This window comes from Streptomyces sp. NPDC048002 (assembly GCF_040653275.1).
GTDB lineage: Bacteria > Actinomycetota > Actinomycetes > Streptomycetales > Streptomycetaceae > Streptomyces.
The window spans coordinates 120,678-139,718 of sequence record NZ_JBEZNL010000003.1; the positions used below are offsets into that span (position 1 = coordinate 120,678).

Sequence of the window (19,041 nt, forward strand, 5' to 3'; positions counted from 1 at the left end):
GTCCGGGGGCGGGGGTGGGGGCCGCGTGGTCGGGTGGGAGGGTGCAGGACTTTCGGACGCTGCTTCCCGAGCCCGTGCGGCGGGTGGGGGCCTGGTGTGCCGTGATTCTGTTGGCCGCCGGGGTGTTCTACGTCGCGATCCGGCTGTGCGTGGCCTTCCGTACGGCCGTCGTGCCCGTGCTGCTCGCGCTGCTCGGCACCGCGCTGCTCGGGCCGTTGCACCGGCGGCTGGTGCGGGCGCGGGTGCATCGGTCGGTCGCCGCCGCGTTGACGTGTGTCGCGGTGGTGGCCGTGGTGGGCGGTGCTGTCTATGTCGTCGTGGCCGCGCTGATCGACAGTGGGGACCAGATCGTCGCCTCGCTGCGTGACGCGGGGAAGGATCTCGCCGAGCACTTCGGGGCCGCCGGGACGTCCTTGGACGACCTCGCCGCCAACTCCCGTGATCTGCTGACCAAGTTCGGCGGTACCGCCGCCTCCGGGGTCATCAGCGGGGTCAGTGTCGTCGGCGAGACCATCGCCATGGCCGTCCTGGCGCTGCTGCTCGTCTTCTTCTTCCTGCGGGACTCCGACCGGGCCGCCGGCACGCTGCGCTCCCTCGCGCCGCCCGGGACCGCCGACACCCTGGAGGCGATGGCCCGGCGGGCCTTCGAGGCCGTCGAGGGGTTCATGCGGGGGACCACCTTCATCGCGTTCATCGACGCCATCTGCATCACCGTCGGCCTGCTCATCCTGGACGTGCCGGGAGCGGCCGGGCTGGGGGCGCTGGTCTTCGTCGGCGCCTACATCCCCTATCTCGGCGCCTTTCTGTCCGGTGCCGTCGCCGTGCTGGTCGCGCTCGCCGACCGGGGGTTCGTCATCGCGCTGTGGGCGCTCGGGGTGGTGCTGGCCGTACAGGTGCTGGAGGGGCACGTGCTCCAGCCGATGATCCAGAGCCGCACCGTGCAGATGCACCCGGCGATGGTGATGGTGACGATCACCGCGGGCGCCTCCGTGGCCGGCATCCTCGGCATGCTGCTCGCCGTGCCGATCACCGCGGCGGCCTTCGGCGTCATCCAGGAACTGCGCGTCCGCTACGGCACGTCCTGAGCGGACGCCGGCTCCGGCTCCGGCGTCGGCTCCGGCTCCGGCTCCGGGACCAGCTCCACCAGCTCGAACCAGATGGACTTGCCCTCGCCCCGCGGGTCCACCCCCCACACGTCCGCGAGCAGCTCGATCAGCACCAGCCCCCGGCCCGAGGAGGCCAGCTCGCCGGGGCGCCGCTTGTGCGGCAGGTCGTCGCTGTTGTCGCTGACCGTCACCCGCATCCGGCGCCTGCCCGCCTCCCCGCGCACCTCCGCCCTCAGCAGCGCCTCCGCCTCGGTGTGGACCAGGACGTTGGTCAGCGTCTCGGAGAGCAGCAGCACCGCGGAGTCGACCTGATCGTCCGAGGCCCAGTCGTGCAGCAGCTCCCGCAACTGCTGCCGGGCCACCGCGACCCGCTCGGGCTCGTCCTGGGCGACCGTGAGCATGGTGCGCCGCACGGTGGGGCGTGCCACCGCCGTCTCCCCGCAGCCGCAGCCCTCCCCCTCACGGCACAGCAAAAGCACCGCGATGTCGTCCTCCCGCCGGTCGGCGAGCGGGCCGGTGGTGTGGTGCGAGGAGGGCCCGTGCACCGCCTGGACCAGGGCGTCGGCGAGCTTGTCCAGATCGCCCTCGTGGTCCTCCAGGATCGAGCGGACGCGCTGCCAGCCGGTCTCCAGGTCGTGGCCGCCGGTCTCGATCAGACCGTCGGTGCACAGCATCATCGTCTCGCCGGGCTCCAGGGTGATCCGGGTCGTCGGGTAGTCCGCGTCCGGGTCGATGCCCAGGGGCAGCCCGCCCGCCGTGTGCCGGGTCAGGACGGTGCCGTCCGTCATCCGGATCGCCGGGTCGGGGTGCCCGGCGCGGGCCACGTCCAGGGTCGCGGTGACGGGGTCCACCTCGACGTACAGGCAGGTCGCGAAGCGCAGGTCGGCCGGTTCCGGATCGCCGTCGTCGGTCATGCCGTGCAGGAAGCGGGAGGCGCGGGAGAGCACCGCGTCCGGGCGGTGTCCCTCGGAGGCGTAGGCGCGCAGGGCTATCCGCAGCTGGCCCATCAGGCCGGCCGCCCGCACGTCGTGGCCCTGGACGTCCCCGATGACCAGCGCGAAGCGGCCGGCCCCGGAGGCGGTGCCGCCGGGCAGCGGGATCACGTCGTACCAGTCGCCGCCGACCTGGAGGCCGCCGCCGGTGGGCACGTAGCGGGCGGCGACGCTCATGCCGGGTATCTGGCGCGGGCCGAGCGTGGGCAGCATCGAGCGCTGGAGTCCGTCGGTCAGCTCCCGCTGGGTCTCCGCCGCCCCCGCCCGGGACAGCGCCTGGGCCAGCATCCGGGCCACCGTCGTCAGCACGGACCGTTCGTCGGGGGTGAACGTCACCGGATAGGTGAAGGCCGCCATCCAGGCGCCCATCGTGCGGCCGGCCACGGTCAGCGGCAGGAAGGCCCAGGAACGGCGGCCGAAGTGGGAGGCGAGCGGCCAGGTCACCGGGTAGCGGGAGCGGTACTGCTTGGGGGAGGAGAGGTAGACGGCCCGCCCGGTGCGGACGACCTCGGCGGCCGGGTAGTCGGTCTGGAGGGGCATGTGGCTGAAGGGGCCCTCGTCGCCGGGCTGCTGCCCGTGGTGGCCGATGATCGTCAGCCGGTCGCCCGTGACCCCGAACACCGCCAGCCCGTCCGGCGAGAACCCGGGCATCGACAGCCCGGCCGCCACCCGCAGCACCTCGGCCGTGGACCGCGCCTCGGCCAGCGCCCGGCCCGCGTCCAGCAGGAACGCCTCCCGGGAACGCCGCCAGTCCCCGGTGACCGCCCGTCGCCCGGTCGCGGTGGCCGGATCGGGCTCGGCGACCTCCTGAAGGGTGCCGATCACCTCGTAGGCCCGTTTCTCCGGGTCGAAGGCGGGCTTGAAGCGGCTGCGGGTGATCCGGACCACCTCGCCGCGCTCGTCCATGATGCGCACCCGCACCTCGCCGAGCGTGCCCTCGGCGACGGCGAGCTGGATGACGCCGACGATCTCGTTCCAGTCGACCGGGTGGAGCCGGGCCCGGACCTGGGACTCGCGGAGCGTGGCCCGCACCGCGGGCAGCCCCAGCAGCCTGGCCGCCTCGGCGTCCGCCGTCACCAGCCCGGTCGCGGTCGACCAGTGCCATTGGCCGGTCTCCAGGGCGGCCAGAACCTCAGCCACGGCGGGCAGGGGCTCACCAGTGCGCATTGACCCACTGTAAGAAGAGGTGCTCCGGGGCTGCCACCGAAGCCGCCCCGGGCCGCCCCGCCCTTAATGGTGGGGAGCCGATCTCGGGGTGGCCGGTACCCTTGGGACGTCCGGGCACCGGGCCCCGGAGATTCCCGATCCGCGAAGACTGGATGAACGACGATGCATCGGTACAGGTCCCACACCTGCGGCGAGCTCCGCGCCTCTGACGTCGGCACCGACGTCCGGCTGAGTGGCTGGCTGCACAATCGGCGCGACCTGGGCGGCATCCTCTTCATCGATCTGCGCGACCACTACGGCATCACGCAGCTCGTCGCCCGCCCCGGCACCCCCGCCTACGAGGCCCTGGACAAGCTCTCCAAGGAGTCCACGGTCCGCGTCGACGGCCGCGTTGTTTCACGTGGAACCGACAACGTGAACCCCGACCTGCCCACCGGCGAGGTCGAGGTCGAGGTCGGCGAGGTCGAGCTGCTCGGCGCGGCCGCGCCGCTGCCGTTCACGATCAACACCGAGGACGGGGTCAACGAGGAGCGGCGCCTTGAGTACCGCTTCCTGGACCTGCGCCGCGAGCGCATGCACAAGAACATCATGCTGCGGTCGGCGGTGATCGCCTCGATCCGCTCGAAGATGGTCGCCCTCGGCTTCAACGAGATGGCCACCCCGATCCTGTCGGCGACCTCCCCCGAGGGCGCCCGTGACTTCGTGGTGCCCTCCCGTCTGAACCCGGGCAGGTTCTACGCCCTGCCGCAGGCGCCGCAGCAGTTCAAGCAGCTGCTGATGATCTCCGGCTTCGACCGCTACTTCCAGATCGCGCCCTGCTTCCGCGACGAGGACGCCCGCGCCGACCGTTCGCCGGGCGAGTTCTACCAGCTCGACGTGGAGATGAGCTTCGTCGAGCAGGAGGACGTCTTCCGGCCGATCGAGAAGCTCATGACCGAGCTGTTCGAGGAGTTCGGCGGCGGCCGCCACGTCACCTCGCCCTTCCCGCGGATCCCGTTCCGTGAGGCGATGCTGAAGTACGGCTCCGACAAGCCGGACCTGCGGGCCCAGCTGGAGCTGGTGGACATCACCGACGTCTTCGACGGCTCGGAGTTCAAGGCCTTCGCCGGCAAGCACGTGCGCGCGCTGGCCGTGCCGGACGTCTCCGCGCAGCCCCGGAAGTTCTTCGACCAGCTCGGCGACTTCGCCGTCTCGCTCGGCGCGAAGGGCCTGGCCTGGGTGCGGGTCGCCGAGGACGGCTCGCTGACCGGCCCGATCGCCAAGTTCCTCACCGAGGAGAACGTCGCCGAGCTGACCAAGCGCCTGTCGCTGGCCGCCGGTCACGCCGTGTTCTTCGGCGCGGGCGAGTTCGACGAGGTCTCCAAGATCATGGGCGCCGTCCGGGTCGAGGCCGCCAAGCGCGCCGGGCACTTCGAGGAGGGCGTCTTCCGGTTCTGCTGGATCGTCGACTTCCCGATGTACGAGAAGGACGAGGACACCGGGAAGATCGACTTCTCGCACAACCCGTTCTCGATGCCGCAGGGCGGCCTTGAGGCCCTGGAGACCCAGGACCCGCTGGACATCCTCGGCTGGCAGTACGACATCGTCTGCAACGGCGTCGAGCTGTCCTCCGGCGCGATCCGGAACCACGAGCCGGAGATCATGCTCAAGGCCTTCGAGATCGCCGGCTACGACCGGGACACCGTCGAGGAGCAGTTCGCGGGCATGCTGCGCGCCTTCCGCTTCGGCGCCCCGCCGCACGGCGGCATCGCCCCCGGCGTCGACCGGATCGTCATGCTCCTCGCGGACGAGCCGAACATCCGGGAGACCATCGCCTTCCCGCTCAACGGCAACGCGCAGGACCTGATGATGGGCGCGCCGACCGAGCTGGACGAGACCCGGCTGAGGGAGCTGCACCTGTCGGTGCGCAAGCCGCAGCCGAAGTAGTCCTCGGCCGAGGGGGCCCGGAACCGTACGCGGTTCCGGGCCCCTTCAGTTTCCACAGGTGCCCACAGTCGGCACCCATGCTCCTTACAGCGCGCGTCCCTAGCGTCGTGGACATGACGGGAAACCAGCAGCACAAACAGCCGCAGCACAAGCGTGACTTGACGCGTCGTAAGGTCGTCGTGGCCGGCGCGGGCGCCGCCGTCGCGATCGGCGGGGGCGCCACGCTCGCCTCCGGCGCGTTCGCGGGTGAGAAGACGGATGGGTCCACCACCGCCTCCGCGAGCAGCAGCTCCTCCGCCGAGGTGTGCTACAAGCTCACCTCGGAGACCACCGAGGGTCCGTACTACATCGACGCGGACAAGCTCCGCCGGGACATCACCGAGGACAAGGAGGGCATCCCGCTCGTCCTGAGCCTCAAGGTCATCGACTCCGAGACCTGCAAGCCGCTGCGGAACGCGGCCGTCGACATCTGGCACTGCGACGCGCTCGGCCTGTACTCGGGTTACGAGAGCTTCTCCGGCGGAGGCGGCGGCACGGCTCCCTCCGGCGCCCCGACGGACGCGCCGTCCGGCACCCCCACCGGCGAGCCCCCGTCCGGCGATCCGTCCGGCGGCACCGGCGGTGGCGGCGGCCACGAGGAGCCGACCAGCGACACCCGCTATCTGCGCGGTACCTGGAAGACCGACAAGCAGGGCCGGGTCACCTTCAAGACGGTCTTCCCCGGCTGGTACCAGGGCCGCTGCGTCCACATCCACACCAAGGTGCACGTGGACGGCGAGTGGACCGACGCCGGCTACGAGGGCGGCACCACCTGCCACACCGGCCAGCTCTTCTTCGACGAGACGGCAGTGCTCCTGACGGAGGAGGTGGACCCGTACTCCACGAGCACCACCACCCGCACGACGCTCACCGAGGACACGATCTACGACCAGAGCGGCACCGCGGGCGGCCTGCTCAAGCTGAAGTACAGCAAGAAGAACATCGCGAAGGGAGTCGTCGCCTCCCTCACGATGTCCGTCGACCCGGACGCGACGAACACCGGGACCTGACGCCCCGGCCGGCGGCGCACCGCTCCCCGCGGGGCGCCGCCGGAAGCCCTGGGGGCCCGCGCGTTCAGAACCCCAGGTGTGTGATCTGGACGAGGCGTACTCCTACTTCCAGCTCAATCGCGCACTGCCTTCATGGCTTCGTCCAGGACTGCGGTCAGCTCCCGCAGGGCCTTCCGAGCGACATCGGGATCCTCGTCCTCCAGAGCGCTCTTCGCGCGCTCGAAACGGACGGCCAGCTCGGGACGACGGGCGATCTCGACGTCTCGGGACCAGAGGAGGACCCAGCTCCTCACAGGGCTCAGGGACTCCCACTCCACGGCCTTGGCGAACGCCGCGTCCATGGTGGCCTGCATCTCCTCCAAACGGGCGGGAGCCACGACGGCGAGCGCCGTGCGCAGGGCGTCAGGGGTCTGCTCCGGGCGGGGGATCAGCTCGCGCCCGTGATCGGCCAGTGTGCTCATGGTGTCCTTCATGGGTACCCCTGGCAGGGTGTCAGGGCCGGACCGGGCGAGGGTCGACGTGTTCACCCGGACTCCTTCTGCTCGGCTCGGCAGTCTCGGCAACGGCCGGGGGTTGGGGCGCGGAAGGCGCGGTTGCAGCCGTCGCAGGTCTGGAAGGGGTGTCTGAGGGCCGGGCCCGGCGAGGCCGAGGAGCGCGGCGGAGGCAGCGGGGGGAGTTGGGCTGTCAGGCGGTGGGCCAGGAAGGCGGCCGGGCGGATCAGGGGATCCGGCGGGAGGTTCTCGGTGAGGGCGCGGTGCACGGCGGCGGGGGTGAGGTCCCGTTCCAGCCAGGCGGCGACACCCGGTGCGAGATGCTCGGCGTCCGTGGCGGACAGCAACAGGCGTGGGTCCTCTCCGCGGAGGCCGGCCAGCACGTCCACGGCTGTCCGGAGGAGGTCGGCCGAGGTGTACGCGGGCTGCGGCACGGCCGGGAGGCGCTTGGGCTGCGGGGGCTTTCGCGGTGCCGGGCGGCGGCGGGCGGGGCTTTCGGCCGCGGCGGCGTGGTGTCCGGGCCTGTTGCAGGAGACGGTGCGGGTGATGACCTGGCCCGTCTGGGCCCGTAAGCGGGTACGGCGGAGGTAGCCGTGGGTTTCGAGTTCGCGGAGGGCCGCGGCGATGCGCGTGGGGCCCTCCGGGAAGCGGGCGGCGAGGGTTTTGATGTCGATGGCCGTGCCCGGCCGCACCGATTGGATGTAACAACTGAGCCCGATCGCCAGCAGCGACAGCTCCTTGTGCTGGGCGAGGTCGTTGCCGATCACCGTGAAGTTCTCGGTGAGGCGGACGTGTTCGTGGATCACGCCGGAGTTCGGGCGCCCGTGGGGGTGGTTTTTGCCCGGGATACGGGACTGGGCGCGCGAGGGCGCGCTAGGGTTTTCGGAGTCCATCGGGAAGCCGTTTCTTCCTCGGTGGTCAGGCCCTCGCCTTGGGAATGTCAGTCCCGGCGAGGGCCGTCGCATGTCTGGGGTTGTGTGGTGTTGCTCGGGCTGAGCGTAGGGCAGGCAACCCGTCCCAAATCCAGTTGAGTTGGGCATATTCACTCGCGGGAGTGAGTTTGCCCGGCGGGAGGGAGGGGTGGGGTTTGGTGGAGTGCTTTCACATCAGTGGGTTGTTCATAGGGAGCGCAGGTCGGACCGGCGCCCGGGAACCCGGGTTCCGGTGACTCCCCTGCGGCGATGGTGAGTTCGGCCCAGACGGTCTTTCGAGGTGGCAGACTTCGGGTCACCCCCCAGCGGTCGGCGAGCGCGGCCACCAGGAGCAGCCCGCGGCCCGTTCCGCACTCCGGGTCGGCGTCCCGCGGCTCGGGCAGCCAGTCACCCCGTGTGTCGGTGACCTCGATACGGAGCGTCGCGCCCACCACGTAGAGCAGGAGCTGGAAGCTCCGGCCCGCGACACGGCCGTGCGTGGCCGCGTTGCTCGCCAGCTCGGCCACGATCAGGTCCGCCGGCTCCAAGGGGAGCCCCCAGCAACGCAGTTGCTCGGTGGCGAGCCTTCGAGCCAGGCGGGCGCCGCGTGGTGTGGGTGACAGCAGCACGCTGAAGTTGCGGACGGGGCCGTCGTGGCCGACCGGTTCGGAATTCATGTCACTCAGCGTGGCCGGATGCGCTTACCGTGAGGAGTCACGACGCCGATACGTAGAGCTACTGTCCAGAGCTTGTCCAGCTCTGTCCGGGCTGTCCGGCCTGCGGAAACGGGTAGGGGCGTCGCGGCACGGTCGGTCGTACGGCGGAGGGGTGCGGGATGTCGGTGGAGACGCGGACGGAGGCGGACGAGCCGGGGTGGGAGGTCGACCCCGACGACGAGTGGGGAGTGGCCGTAGTCGCCACGGTGGGACGGCAGTTGAGGCTGCGGCGGGAGTCGGTGGGGATGCGGGTCGGGGAGTTCGGAACGGCGGTCGGGTACGGAGAGGATCTTGTCTACAAGATCGAGGCGGGCAGGCGGATCCCGAGGAAGGAGTACCTGGACAAGGCGGACGAGGTGTTGGGTGCGGGTGGGCTGATCGCGGCGGCCTGGGAGGACGTCCGGAAGGTTCGGTACCCGAAGAAGGTGCGCGCGCTGGCGAAGATGGAAGCGAGGGCGGTCGAGATCGGGGTGTACGAGTGCAGCAACATCCACGGGCTTCTTCAGACGCCCGAGCACGCGCGGGCCCTGCTGGAGTCGTGGATGCCCGCTTATTCGCCGGAGGATCTGGAGCGACTGGTCGCGGCCCGTGTGGCTCGGCAGTCCGTCTACGAGCGGATGCCCGCTCCAGCGCTGGCCTTCGTGCTGGAAGAGGCGACGCTGCACCGCAACGTTGGAGGCACAATGGTGCGGCGACAGCAGTTCGAACGTCTGCTGGAGGTGGGGAAGTTGCGCCACGTCACGCTTCAGGTGATGCCGTTGGACAGCGGGCCGCATCCGGGCATGAGCGGCAGGATCGAGCTGCTGAAGTTCGAGGACGGCACGGCTGTCGGGCGCTCGGACGGTGCTTTCAACGGCCGCCCGGTCTCGGACCCGCGGGAGCTGCGCATCCTTGAGCTGCGGTGGGGAACTATCCGGGCCCAGGCTCTTCCTCCGAGGGAGTCGCTGGCCCTCGTCGAACGACTGCTGGGAGAAACATGATGCGCAAGCCCACCGCCGGTGGCGCCCCCCAACTGGCGTGGTTCAAGAGCAGCTTCAGCAGCGGCCCCGACGGAGACTCCTGCGTCGAGGTCGCCGCCACCCCCCGCACCATCCACGTCCGTGACTCCAAGTACCGCGACACCGGCCCCCGGCTCGCGCTGAAGCCGGAGGCGTGGGCGGAGTTCGTGGCGTACGCGTCGGGGAGCTGAGCCCTCGCGAACCGTACGCGCCGTCAGATGTCCCAGAGCAGGCCGTTGCCGCCCACGAGGGTGTCGGCGTCCTGGGTCAGGCCGATCGAGCGGGCCGTGTACACCTTGCTGCCGGAAGCCGTCGGGCGGGAGGTGCCGCCGGGCAGGACCCAGACGCCGCCGGTGTGGTTGTTCTCGCCCGCCGCGCTGATGAACAGTTCGGGCCTGCCGTCCTTGTTCACGTCCCCGGCGGCGACCGTCGTACCGAAGAAGTCGTCGGCCTCGGCGCCGCCGGGCACGCCGGAGGTGCTCTGGGTGAAGGAGTACGAGCCGGTGCCGAGGGCGCCGGAGGCGCGGCCGGGGATCACGGTGACCATGCCCGCCCGCTTCGTGCTGCCGAGCGCCTCGTGGGGGGCGCCGACCAGGATGTCCGCCAGGCCGTCGCGGTTGACGTCGGCCACGGCGAGGGCGGCGCCGAACGCGTCCCCCTTCTCGCTGCCGCCGGGTACTCCCTCGGTGTCCTGGGTGACCTCCACCGGCTGCGCCGCGCTCGCGACGCCCTCCGCCGTCCCGTACCAGACCAGAACCCGGCCGCCCGTCGCGCCGTCCACGCCCGGGGTGAGGGGTTCGTCCGGGTCACCGGCCACCAGGTCGTCGTGGCCGTCGCCGTTGATGTCGCCGGAGGCGACGGTGAGACCGTTGCCCCGGAGCTGATGACCGTAGGCGAGGTTCGTGTAGATCTCGCCGCCGCTGATGTCGTGCAGCCGGACGGTGGCGACGGCCGGGTCGGGCACGTCGTCGTCGTCGAAGTCACCGAGCGCGACGGACCCCACCGAGGCGGTGTTCTGGTTCAGTTCGGCGGACCCGACGCTGCCGCTCTTGCTGAAGGGGCCCTTGACGTGCACCACCGCGTCCCAGCCGGCGGCCAGGACCTGGGTGCGCGAGCCGCTGCCCGTGCTCAGGACGGCCAGGTCCAGGCCGTAGTGGCGCGGTTCGGCACTCGGCGTGGGCAGGTTGGTGGCGGTCGACAGCCCGTTCGCGCCGCCCCACAGGATCGTCACCGTGCCTGCGTCCACGCCCTTCGTGGTGTCCTCGTAGGGGGAGGAGACCAGCAGGTCGGCGTAGCCGTCGCGGTTGAGGTCGGCGGTGGCGGTGGCGGCGCCGAACCGGTCGTACGCCTCCGCCGTGCCCGGTACCCCGGCCGTGTTCTGCGTGATCGTCTTGCGGCGGCTCGCGGAGAGGCCGGAGGACGAGCCGTAGAGCACGACCACCGCCCCGGCGGCCTCCTTGCCCGACACGTTCGCGCCCGGCGCGGGCAGGACCGCGTCCCGGTAGCCGTCGCCGTTGAAGTCACCCGGCACCGCGCCGTGCACGGCGGCCGCCGGTACGGCGGGCAGCAGCGTCCCCGCGATCAGTCCGCCGGTCAGCGCGGCGGCCGTTCCCCATCTGCGCATGCGTGTCCCCTCCCCGCCGGCGCACCGTCCGCGCGCCGGCCCCGTCCCCCTCGCGAGAGCCCCTTCCCCTCGCACAAGTGACCGGATGTTAACAGTGGTTGATCATCGTGCGGGTCAGCCCTTGATGCCGGTGCCGGTGCCCGTGCCCGTGCCGGAGATCTTGCGGGTGCGGCGGCGCAGGGCCGGGCCGAGGCGGACCAGGACCCGCTTCTCCATGCCCGCGACGCGCCGCTCCATCGCGGCGAGCTGCTTGCGCGTGGCCTCCAGCTGCTTGACGGCGGCGTCGAGCTGCTCGGCGGTCTTCGCCGCGCGCTTCTCGGCGGCGGCGACCCGGCCGCGCAGTTCGTCGTTCTTCTTGGCGGTCGCGGTGAGCTTGGTCTCCGACACGGTGATCCGCTCGCGCAGCCGAGCCGCGCGGTAGCGGTTCTGACCGTCCTCGGTGCCGTCCCAGACCTGCATGGAGGCGGGCAGGTCGAGGGCGGCGACCCGGGCGTCGTAGGCGGCGCCGCCGTCGCCGTGCTGGTAGGCGTTGTCCAGGCCGTTGCGGGTGAGGAACGCGGTGATGCGGTCGAAGCGCTCGCTGTGCCCCTTGATCATGGGCGACCAGTCGGCGGCCTCGTACAGGTCGCGCGGGTCGGTGTCGGCGGGCAGGCCGGAGAGCTGGCGGTGCGGGATGTCGAAGTACCGGCACAGCTCCAGGGTGCGCGAGTCGTGGGTGAGGACGACCGCGGGGGTGCCGGCCAGCAGGGCGGCGATGTTGCCGTGGATGCGGGTGCCGTAGGCGAAGTCGTAACCACGCAGTTCGTCGATCCACTGCGCCGGGTCCAGCGGCATGCGCACCTTGTTCTCGCGCAGCATGGCGTGGGTGAGCTGCTTCGGGAACACGTCCTCGAAGTTGGACTCGGGGCTGGTGTCGCCCCACAGCAGCAGCTCGGCGTCGGAGAGGTTCTGCGCGTAGTACGTCAGGTGCGGGTAGCGCGCGTGGGCGTGCTCGGCGAGGCCGGAGATGGGGCCGACAGGGCGCGCGTTCGGTGACATGTTGATCGAGATACGGGAGTCGGCGGTGATCTCCGTTGCGCGTATCTCCGGGAACGTGTCGCCGTACAGGAACATCGACGGGCAGCCCATGATGTCGATGTTGTCGTCCGGGACGCCGTGGTCCCTCAGATAGCTCGCGGTCAGCTCGCCGCGGACGCCGATGGAGGCGGACCGGTCCAGGACGGCGCGGGCGAAGCGCTTCACGGACGCTTCCATCGGCTTGAGCATGTCGGTCGCGTAGTCGTCCGTCGCCTGGGCGCCGACACCGAACACGACGACCGGGATGGTGAGCTGCTCGATCAGCTTGGAGAGCCGGTCCAGGGACGCCTGGAACTGCGGCCGGAAGGCGTTGGCGAGGGGGACGACGAAGGCGTCGTACTGCTCGTTGATCTCCGCCGCGCGCTCGGCCGTGTGGTTGGTGCGGATGCCGTTGGAGGTGACCTCGGTGTCCGGGGTCGTCAGCATCTTGTGGGCGGAGTCGCTGAAGAGCAGGTTGCCGGTGTTGGTGCCGATGAGGTCCTGGTGGATGAACTCCGTCGGGCTGGCGACCCGGAAGGGGCTCTTACCGGAGCGGATCAGTATGCGCTTCACGAGAATCCTTGGCTAGCACGACGAAGACGACGAAGTGGTCACACCGACCATGAACCGTGCACACAAGTGGATGCAAAGTGAAATGAGTGCTAAGGGCAATGACGTGATGAAATCGTTTGCCGCCGGTTGTCATCCGTACATCTGCTCGACTCCTCCCGCGTGTTGCGGGTTCGTCGTGACGACGGCGACCCGCGCGGAGGGCACCCTCGAAAGTGGATTCGGGGGTGCCGGTTCCGGCTGTCGCGGAGGTCGGGCTATCGCGCCACGTACTGCGTCAGGATCGCCTGCACCTCGTAGATGTCCACGCCCTTGGTGAACGTCTTGGTGATCGGCAGCTGGGCGCCGGAGACCCAGATCTTCAGCTCGGCGTCGAGGTCGAAGGTGCCGGCCGTCTCCACCGCGAAGTGCGTGATGCTGCGGTACGGGATGGAGTGGTACTCCGTCTTCTTGCCGGTGATGCCCTGCTTGTCGACCAGGATCAGACGGCGGTCGGTGAACAGGATGGTGTCGCGTATCAGCAGGTAGGCGGTGTGCACCGTCTCGCCCTGGCCGAGCAGCTTGGCGTAGTCCTGTGCGGCCTGCGCCGGGTCGATCGGGTGTGCGTTGCCGAAAAGAGCCATGAGAGGACCCCCCACTCGAATGACAGTGCGGCCGTGTCCGGCCGCATGATCACGGCCAGATATACCCGCTGAGTGAGGGGTCCGAGAAGGGCTGTTACGCCGCTGTGTCGCCGCCGAAGCGCTCCTTGTACGTTTCCAGGTCCTCGTCCGTCAGCTTGGCGAACAGCACCGGCGGAACCGTGAACGGCGTACCGGCCGGGACGAAGGACAGGGCCTTCGCCTCGTCCGCCGAGACCCAGGTCGCCGTGTCGTCGGCGAGGGAGAACGCCTGGCGCATCGCCGCCGAGGTCGACGGGATGAACGGCTCCGAGACCACCGCGTACAGGTGGATCAGGTTCATCGCCGTGCGCAGGGTCAGCGCGGCGCCTTCCGGGTCGGTCTTGATCTCCAGCCAGGGGGCCTTCTCCTCCAGGTAGGAGTTGCCCGCGGACCACAGCGCGCGCAGCGCGGCGGCGGCCTTGCGGAACTGGAGGGCCTCCATCTGCGCCTCGTACTCGGCCAGCAGTTCGGCGATCTGCTCGCCGAGCCTCGCCTCCGCCTCACCGGCGACGCTGCCCGCCGGGACCTCCTCGCCGAAGCGCTTCTTGGAGAAGGACAGCACGCGGTTGACGAAGTTGCCGAGGGTGTCGGCGAGGTCCTTGTTGACCGTCGCCGTGAAGTGCTCCCAGGTGAAGGAGGAGTCGTCCGACTCGGGGGCGTTGGCGATCAGGAAGTAGCGCCAGTAGTCGGCCGGGAGGATGTCCAGGGCCTGGTCGGTGAAGACACCGCGCTTCTGGGAGGTGGAGAACTTCCCGCCGTAGTACGTCAGCCAGTTGAAGGCCTTGACGAAGTCGACCTTCTTCCACGGCTCGCGCACGCCCAGCTCGGTGGCGGGGAACATCACCGTGTGGAACGGGACGTTGTCCTTCGCCATGAACTCCGTGTAGCGCACGGTGTCGTCGGCCTCGTACCACCACGACTTCCAGTCGCGGTTCTCCGGGTCCTCGTCCGACCACTCCTTGGTCGCGCCGATGTACTCGATCGGGGCGTCGAACCAGACGTAGAAGACCTTGCCCTCGGCGGCCAGCTCCGGCCAGGTGTCGGCCGGGACCGGGACGCCCCAGTCCAGGTCACGGGTGATCGCGCGGTCGTGCAGGCCCTCGGTGAGCCACTTGTGGGCGATCGAGGAGGCCAGCTGCGGCCAGTCCTTGTCGTGCCGGGCGACCCATTCGCGCACCTCGTTCTCCAGCTTCGACTGGAGCAGGAAGAGGTGCTTGGTCTCGCGGACCTCCAGGTCGGTGGAGCCGGAGATCGCCGAGCGCGGGTCGATCAGGTCGGTGGGGTCCAGGACGCGGGTGCAGTTCTCGCACTGGTCGCCGCGGGCCTTGTCGTAGCCGCAGTGGGGGCAGGTGCCCTCGACGTAGCGGTCCGGCAGGAAGCGGCCGTCGGCCGGGCTGTACACCTGGCGGATCGCCCGCTCCTCGATGAAGCCGTTCTCGTTGAGCCGGCGGGCGAAGTGCTGGGTGATCTCGACGTTCTGCGGGGAGGAGCTGCGGCCGAAGTAGTCGAAGGCCAGCGCGAAGCCGTCGTAGACCGCCTTCTGCGCGTCGTGCGCCTGGGCACAGAACTCCGCGACCGGGATGCCCTGCTCCTTCGCGGCCAGTTCGGCGGGGGTGCCGTGCTCGTCCGTGGCGCAGATGTACAGGACGTCGTGGCCGCGCTGGCGGAGGTACCGGGCGTACACGTCCGCCGGGAGCATGGACCCCACCATGTTGCCCAGGTGCTTGATCCCGTTGATGTACGGAAGGGCGCTGGTGATGAGGTGTCGAGCCATGGCTTGGCTGCTCCCGGGTCGGTTGTTTTTCGAACCTTGAAATCGTAGCCGACATGGGTGGGCCGCCCGCCTCCCGTTTTAAGGGGTGGGAGGGGGCGGCCGGGGGTGTCGTACGGGGTTCTTTACGGGCGCCAGCCCGCGAGTACGCCTGTGTACAGCTCGGTGTCCGTCAGCTCGCGGGGGGTGGGGCCCGCGTGGAAGAAGGACGCGTTGCCGGTCTTCAGCTTGCGGAGGTAGTCGAAGGCCTTGTTGTCCGTCTCGCCGAAGGCGACGAACGCGAAGTGGATGTGGGGGTGGTTCTTCGCGGCGTCGGCCAGGGCCTGGGTGGCGGGGGTCTTCGCGTCCGGGGCGCCGTCCGTCTGGAAGATCACCAGGGCGGGGGTGCCGTCGGGGGCGGACTTGGTGTGGGCGGCGACGACCTCTTCCACGGCTACGTGGTAGCTGGTGCGGCCCATGCGGCCGAAGGAGGCGTGCAGGTCGTCGATCTTGTTCTCGTGGTCGGCGAGGGTGAGTTCGCCGGTGCCGTCGAGTTCGGTGGAGAAGAAGGTGACCTGGACCGTGGCCTCGGGGTCGAGGTGGGCGGCGAGGGCGAGGGTCTGCTCGGCGAGGGCCTGGGCGGAGCCGTCCTTGTAGTACGGGCGCATGGAGCTGGAGCGGTCGAGTACGAGGTGGACTCGGGCGCGGGTGCCGGTGAGGTTGTTGGACTTCAGGGCGGTGGTGGCTGCCTTGTACGCCGTGGTGAGGCCGGGGGCGCGGGTCTTGAGGCGGGTGAGGGGGGTGGCGGGGGTGCCGGTGGGTGTTTCTGTGGGGGTTTCTGTGGGTGTTTCGGTGGGGGTCGACTCCGTCGCGGGGGCCGTCTCCTCGGGCTGCTCGGTTGCGGCGGGCGCGCTGACCTCGGCCGCGACGGGTGCGGGGGCCTCGGTTGCGGCCGGCTCGCTCACTTCGGCTGGGGCCGGCTCGGGCTCCTCGACCGCGGCCGGCGCGCTGGCCTCGGCTGGGGCCGGCTCGGGCTCCTCGGCTGCGGCAGGTGCGGGGGTCGGGGTCTCGGCCTCGGCTTCGCCTTCGGCCGGGGGGTTCCCACCCGCACCACCCGTGCGGGATTCGTCGTCGGCTGCGGGTGGCCCCTGTGGGGCGGGTTCGCCGTCGGCGGCCGCGGGCACGGTGGCCTCCGGCGCGGGCTCCTCGGCTGCGGCTGGCGCGCTGACCTCGGCTGCGGTCGGCTCGGGGGCCTCCGTTGCGACGGGCTCGGGGGCCTCGGCTGCGACGGGCTCGCTCACCTCGGCTGCGGTCGGCTCGGGGGTCTCGGTTGCGGTTGGCGCGGGCTCCTCGGGGGCCATCGGCTCGGGGGTCTCGGCGACCACCGGCTCGGGGGTCTCGGCGACCACCGGGTCGGGCTCCTCGGCTACCACCGGCTCGGGGGTGGGCTCCGGGGCGGGTGCCGGCTCCGGCTCCGTTGCCGTGGGGGTGTCGTCCGGTGAGGAGGACTGCTTGGGGACTGTGACGTTGTTGAAGGCCGCTGAGACCAGTTCGTGCTCGTTGGAGGACTCCGCTGCCTCGCGGGGCTCCGGGAGCTGGGGGGAGGCGGGTTCCGGCGTAGTGGGCGTCGTGTCCGCCGCACCCTCTGCTTCGGCCGTGCGCTCCTTTCGGGAGCGGCCGAATGCGTTCCGCAGGAGAGTGAGAATGCCCATGTGCGCAACCCTTCGCATGAGTTGTAGCCCGTCAATCCCTGGCCAGGACGGACACGTAAGGTTAGCCGCCCCGTGGGGTGATCTTGGGCCGGGATGCCTCAGGTGCGCGCCTGTGGAGCAACTGACTTTCCGATACCTCCAGTTCACCCTTCGTTCAGTCGGCGTCCCCGTTTTCGCACATACCTCCCCCTACCGTCCGTCTGGCTGGATTCAAGGGGAAGCTAGGGGAGAACAAAGTGCGCATTCCACTGCCGCTGATCAGAACGTCGGACGGTTCGCACGCCGGTGGGCGTTCCGCCATGACTTGTCGTTTCCGTTGCGGTGACGCCTGTTTCCACGAGGTGCCCAACACCACCGCGAACCCGTACGTCGGCGACATCATCGCCGGCGCCCTGAGCCGACGCGGTGTGATGCGTGCCGCCGCCGTGGTGACCGCCGCGGCCGCCGCCGGCACCGCCGTCTCCGTCGCCGCCGCGCCGTCCGCCGAGGCCGCGCCCGCGACGAAGCACAAGCCCGTGAACAAGGGCGCCCGCGGTCTGCGCTTCACGCCCGTCGCCCCCAACACGGCCGACGCCGTCACGGTGCCGACCGGCTACGACCAGAACGTCGTGATCCGCTGGGGCGAGCCCATCCTGCGCGGCGCCCCCGCCTTCGACCCGGAGAACCAGACGGCGAAGGCGCAGGCCCAGCAGTTCGGGTACAACTGCGACTTCCTCGCCCTGCTCCCGCTGCCCGGCGAGCACAACCGGCAGATCCTCGTCGCGAACCACGAGTACACCGACGAGATCCTGATGTTCCGCGGCTACGACTCGGCCGCCCCGACCCGTGAGCAGGTCGAGATCGCCTGGGCCGCGCACGGTCTGTCCGCCGTGGTCGTCGAGGGCGAGCGCCGCACCGGCCGGCTCCGTCCCGTGCCGCGCCACCCGCTCAACCGGCGTATCACCGCCACCACCGAGTTCCGGATCACCGGGCCCGCCGCCGGTTCCGACCTGCTGAAGACCTCCGCCGACCCGACCGGCACCAAGGCCCTCGGCACCCTCAACAACTGCGCCGGCGGCACCACCCCGTGGGGCACCACGCTGCACGGCGAGGAGAACTTCAACCAGTACTTCGCCAACTCCTCCAGCGCCACCGACAAGCGGTACGGCATCGGCACCGGCGCCACCGAGCGCAAGTGGGAGCTGTACGACAAGCGCTTCGACGTCGCCCAGGAGCCCAACGAGGTCCACCGCTTCGGCTACGTCGTCGAGCTGGACCCGTACGACCCGGACTCCACGCCCCGCAAGCACACCGCGCTCGGCCGCTTCAAGCACGAGGGCGCGACCGTGCGGCTGACCGACGACGGCCGCCCGGTCGTCTACACCGGTGACGACGAGCGCTTCGACTACTTCTACAAGTTCGTCGGCAGCAAGCGGATGAAGAAGGGGTCGAGCCGGTCGGCGCGCGAGCACAACCTGTCGCTGCTCGACGAGGGCACCCTGTACGTCGCCAAGCTCACCGGTGACTCCCCCGCCATCGAGATCGACGGCACCGGCAAGCTCCCCTCCGACGGCGAGTTCGACGGCTCCGGCGAGTGGATCCCGCTGGCCACGGCGACCGCGAAGGGTGCCGTCAGCCACGTCGAGGGCATGACCGCGGACGAGGTGTTCGTGTTCACGCGGCTCGCCGGTGACAAGGTCGGCGCCACCAAGATGGACCGCCCCGAGGACATCGAGCCCAACCCGCACACCGGCAAGGTGTACGTCGCCCTCACCAACAACACCAACCGCGGGAGGACCGGCTACGCCGCCGCCGACGAGGCCAACCCGCGCAACAGCAACAAGCACGGCCAGATCCTGGAGCTGACCGAGCGCTGGAACCGCGCCGACAGCACGAAGTTCGCCTGGAGCCTGTTCCTGGTCGCCGGTGACCCCAACGATCCGGCCACCTACTTCGCGGGCTTCCCGAAGGACCAGGTCAGCCCGATCTCCTGCCCGGACAACGTCGCCTTCGACCCGTACGGCAACCTGTGGATCTCCACCGACGGTGCCCAGCTCGGTTCGCACGACGGTCTCTTCGGTGTCGCTACGCGCGGTGACCGGCGCGGTGAGCTGAAGCAGTTCCTGACCGTGCCCAAGGGCGCGGAGACCTGCGGCCCGCTCGTCCAGGACCGCCGCGTCCTGGTCGCCGTCCAGCACCCGGGCGAGATCGACGGCGCGAACGTCGAGAACCCGGCGAGCACCTGGCCCGACGGGCCCGGCACCTACGTCCGCCCGGCCGTCGTGGCCGTGTGGCGCAAGGACGGCTGCGACATCGGCGTCTGATCCGCATC

15 protein-coding genes are annotated in these 19,041 nt (G+C 70.5%); 6 read left to right on the forward strand and 9 right to left on the reverse strand.

Translation table 11 applies throughout. The annotated features are described in order from the left end of the window. The first annotated feature begins 41 nt into the window (after nt 1-41). Nucleotides 42-1,085, forward strand: a complete 1,044-nt coding sequence (locus AB0E07_RS06310) for an AI-2E family transporter (protein WP_362247043.1) — start codon at nt 42-44, stop codon at nt 1,083-1,085. On the opposite strand, the gene AB0E07_RS06315 is transcribed toward AB0E07_RS06310, so the two are convergent. Next, on the reverse strand, nt 1,070-3,265 hold the full coding sequence (locus AB0E07_RS06315; protein WP_362247045.1) for a SpoIIE family protein phosphatase: 2,196 nt from the start codon (nt 3,263-3,265) through the stop codon (nt 1,070-1,072). The genes AB0E07_RS06310 and AB0E07_RS06315 overlap by 16 nt on opposite strands. A 162-nt stretch (nt 3,266-3,427) precedes the next feature. Between AB0E07_RS06315 and aspS the strand changes: the two genes are divergently transcribed. Beyond that, a complete protein-coding gene (gene aspS, locus AB0E07_RS06320; protein ID WP_362247047.1) occupies nt 3,428-5,191 on the forward strand; it encodes an aspartate--tRNA ligase in 1,764 nt (587 codons plus the stop codon). Between the two features lie 113 nt (nt 5,192-5,304). Next, a complete protein-coding gene (locus AB0E07_RS06325; protein ID WP_362247049.1) occupies nt 5,305-6,240 on the forward strand; it encodes an intradiol ring-cleavage dioxygenase in 936 nt (311 codons plus the stop codon). A gap of 113 nt (nt 6,241-6,353) precedes the next feature. Here AB0E07_RS06325 and AB0E07_RS06330 read toward each other — a convergent pair whose 3' ends face one another. The 3 genes from AB0E07_RS06330 to AB0E07_RS06340 form a co-directional block, all read right to left on the reverse strand. Next, nucleotides 6,354-6,701: a hypothetical protein gene (locus AB0E07_RS06330; RefSeq protein ID WP_362247051.1), complete on the reverse strand. Its 348-nt coding sequence runs from the start codon at nt 6,699-6,701 to the stop codon at nt 6,354-6,356. Nucleotides 6,702-6,763: 62 nt separating this feature from the next. After that, nucleotides 6,764-7,624 carry a helix-turn-helix domain-containing protein gene (locus AB0E07_RS06335; protein ID WP_362247053.1) on the reverse strand — a complete coding sequence of 287 codons (861 nt, stop codon included), beginning with the start codon at nt 7,622-7,624 and terminating at the stop codon, nt 6,764-6,766. Between the two features lie 149 nt (nt 7,625-7,773). Next, the gene (locus AB0E07_RS06340; RefSeq protein ID WP_362247055.1) at nt 7,774-8,319 is read right to left on the reverse strand and encodes an ATP-binding protein; all 546 of its coding nucleotides are present in this window, start codon (nt 8,317-8,319) and stop codon (nt 7,774-7,776) included. 158 nt (nt 8,320-8,477) lie between these two features. Between AB0E07_RS06340 and AB0E07_RS06345 the strand changes: the two genes are divergently transcribed. After that, nucleotides 8,478-9,338, forward strand: a complete 861-nt coding sequence (locus AB0E07_RS06345) for a helix-turn-helix transcriptional regulator (protein ID WP_362247057.1) — start codon at nt 8,478-8,480, stop codon at nt 9,336-9,338. Further along, nucleotides 9,335-9,547 (forward strand): DUF397 domain-containing protein, encoded by a 213-nt coding sequence (locus tag AB0E07_RS06350; RefSeq protein ID WP_362247059.1) that lies wholly within the window; start codon nt 9,335-9,337, stop codon nt 9,545-9,547. Before AB0E07_RS06345 ends, AB0E07_RS06350 begins: the two co-directional genes overlap by 4 nt. A gap of 23 nt (nt 9,548-9,570) precedes the next feature. Here AB0E07_RS06350 and AB0E07_RS06355 read toward each other — a convergent pair whose 3' ends face one another. The 5 genes from AB0E07_RS06355 to AB0E07_RS06375 form a co-directional block, all read right to left on the reverse strand. Next, complete coding sequence (locus AB0E07_RS06355; RefSeq protein ID WP_362247061.1) at nt 9,571-10,980, reverse strand: VCBS repeat-containing protein; 1,410 nt, start codon at nt 10,978-10,980, stop codon at nt 9,571-9,573. Nucleotides 10,981-11,094: 114 nt separating this feature from the next. Continuing rightward, the gene (locus AB0E07_RS06360; RefSeq protein ID WP_362247063.1) at nt 11,095-12,609 is read right to left on the reverse strand and encodes a polysaccharide pyruvyl transferase family protein; all 1,515 of its coding nucleotides are present in this window, start codon (nt 12,607-12,609) and stop codon (nt 11,095-11,097) included. Between the two features lie 254 nt (nt 12,610-12,863). Then, complete coding sequence (locus tag AB0E07_RS06365) at nt 12,864-13,229, reverse strand: PH domain-containing protein (RefSeq protein ID WP_015659096.1); 366 nt, start codon at nt 13,227-13,229, stop codon at nt 12,864-12,866. Nucleotides 13,230-13,323: 94 nt separating this feature from the next. Next, nucleotides 13,324-15,042 (reverse strand): methionine--tRNA ligase, encoded by a 1,719-nt coding sequence (gene metG, locus AB0E07_RS06370; protein WP_362247065.1) that lies wholly within the window; start codon nt 15,040-15,042, stop codon nt 13,324-13,326. Between the two features lie 122 nt (nt 15,043-15,164). Further along, entirely contained in the window at nt 15,165-16,730 is a 1,566-nt protein-coding gene (locus AB0E07_RS06375; RefSeq protein ID WP_362247067.1) for a VWA domain-containing protein, read from the reverse strand. A 236-nt stretch (nt 16,731-16,966) separates the two neighbouring features. Here AB0E07_RS06375 and AB0E07_RS06380 point away from each other — a divergent pair, with 236 nt between their 5' ends. Continuing rightward, nucleotides 16,967-19,033, forward strand: coding sequence for a PhoX family protein (locus AB0E07_RS06380; RefSeq protein WP_362247069.1), 2,067 nt, complete (start codon nt 16,967-16,969; stop codon nt 19,031-19,033). The last annotated feature ends 8 nt before the right edge of the window (nt 19,034-19,041 follow it).

Coding starts and splice junctions, on each gene's coding strand:
- AB0E07_RS06315 (WP_362247045.1), bottom strand. CDS start 3,265: ATGCGCACTGGTGAGCCCCTGCCCGCCGTGGCTGAGGTTCTGGCCGCC.
- aspS (WP_362247047.1), top strand. CDS start 3,428: ATGCATCGGTACAGGTCCCACACCTGCGGCGAGCTCCGCGCCTCTGAC.
- AB0E07_RS06325 (WP_362247049.1), top strand. CDS start 5,305: ATGACGGGAAACCAGCAGCACAAACAGCCGCAGCACAAGCGTGACTTG.
- AB0E07_RS06330 (WP_362247051.1), bottom strand. CDS start 6,701: ATGAGCACACTGGCCGATCACGGGCGCGAGCTGATCCCCCGCCCGGAG.
- AB0E07_RS06335 (WP_362247053.1), bottom strand. CDS start 7,624: ATGGACTCCGAAAACCCTAGCGCGCCCTCGCGCGCCCAGTCCCGTATC.
- AB0E07_RS06340 (WP_362247055.1), bottom strand. CDS start 8,319: ATGAATTCCGAACCGGTCGGCCACGACGGCCCCGTCCGCAACTTCAGC.
- AB0E07_RS06345 (WP_362247057.1), top strand. CDS start 8,478: ATGTCGGTGGAGACGCGGACGGAGGCGGACGAGCCGGGGTGGGAGGTC.
- AB0E07_RS06350 (WP_362247059.1), top strand. CDS start 9,335: ATGATGCGCAAGCCCACCGCCGGTGGCGCCCCCCAACTGGCGTGGTTC.
- AB0E07_RS06355 (WP_362247061.1), bottom strand. CDS start 10,980: ATGCGCAGATGGGGAACGGCCGCCGCGCTGACCGGCGGACTGATCGCG.
- AB0E07_RS06365 (WP_015659096.1), bottom strand. CDS start 13,229: ATGGCTCTTTTCGGCAACGCACACCCGATCGACCCGGCGCAGGCCGCA.
- metG (WP_362247065.1), bottom strand. CDS start 15,042: ATGGCTCGACACCTCATCACCAGCGCCCTTCCGTACATCAACGGGATC.
- AB0E07_RS06375 (WP_362247067.1), bottom strand. CDS start 16,730: ATGGGCATTCTCACTCTCCTGCGGAACGCATTCGGCCGCTCCCGAAAG.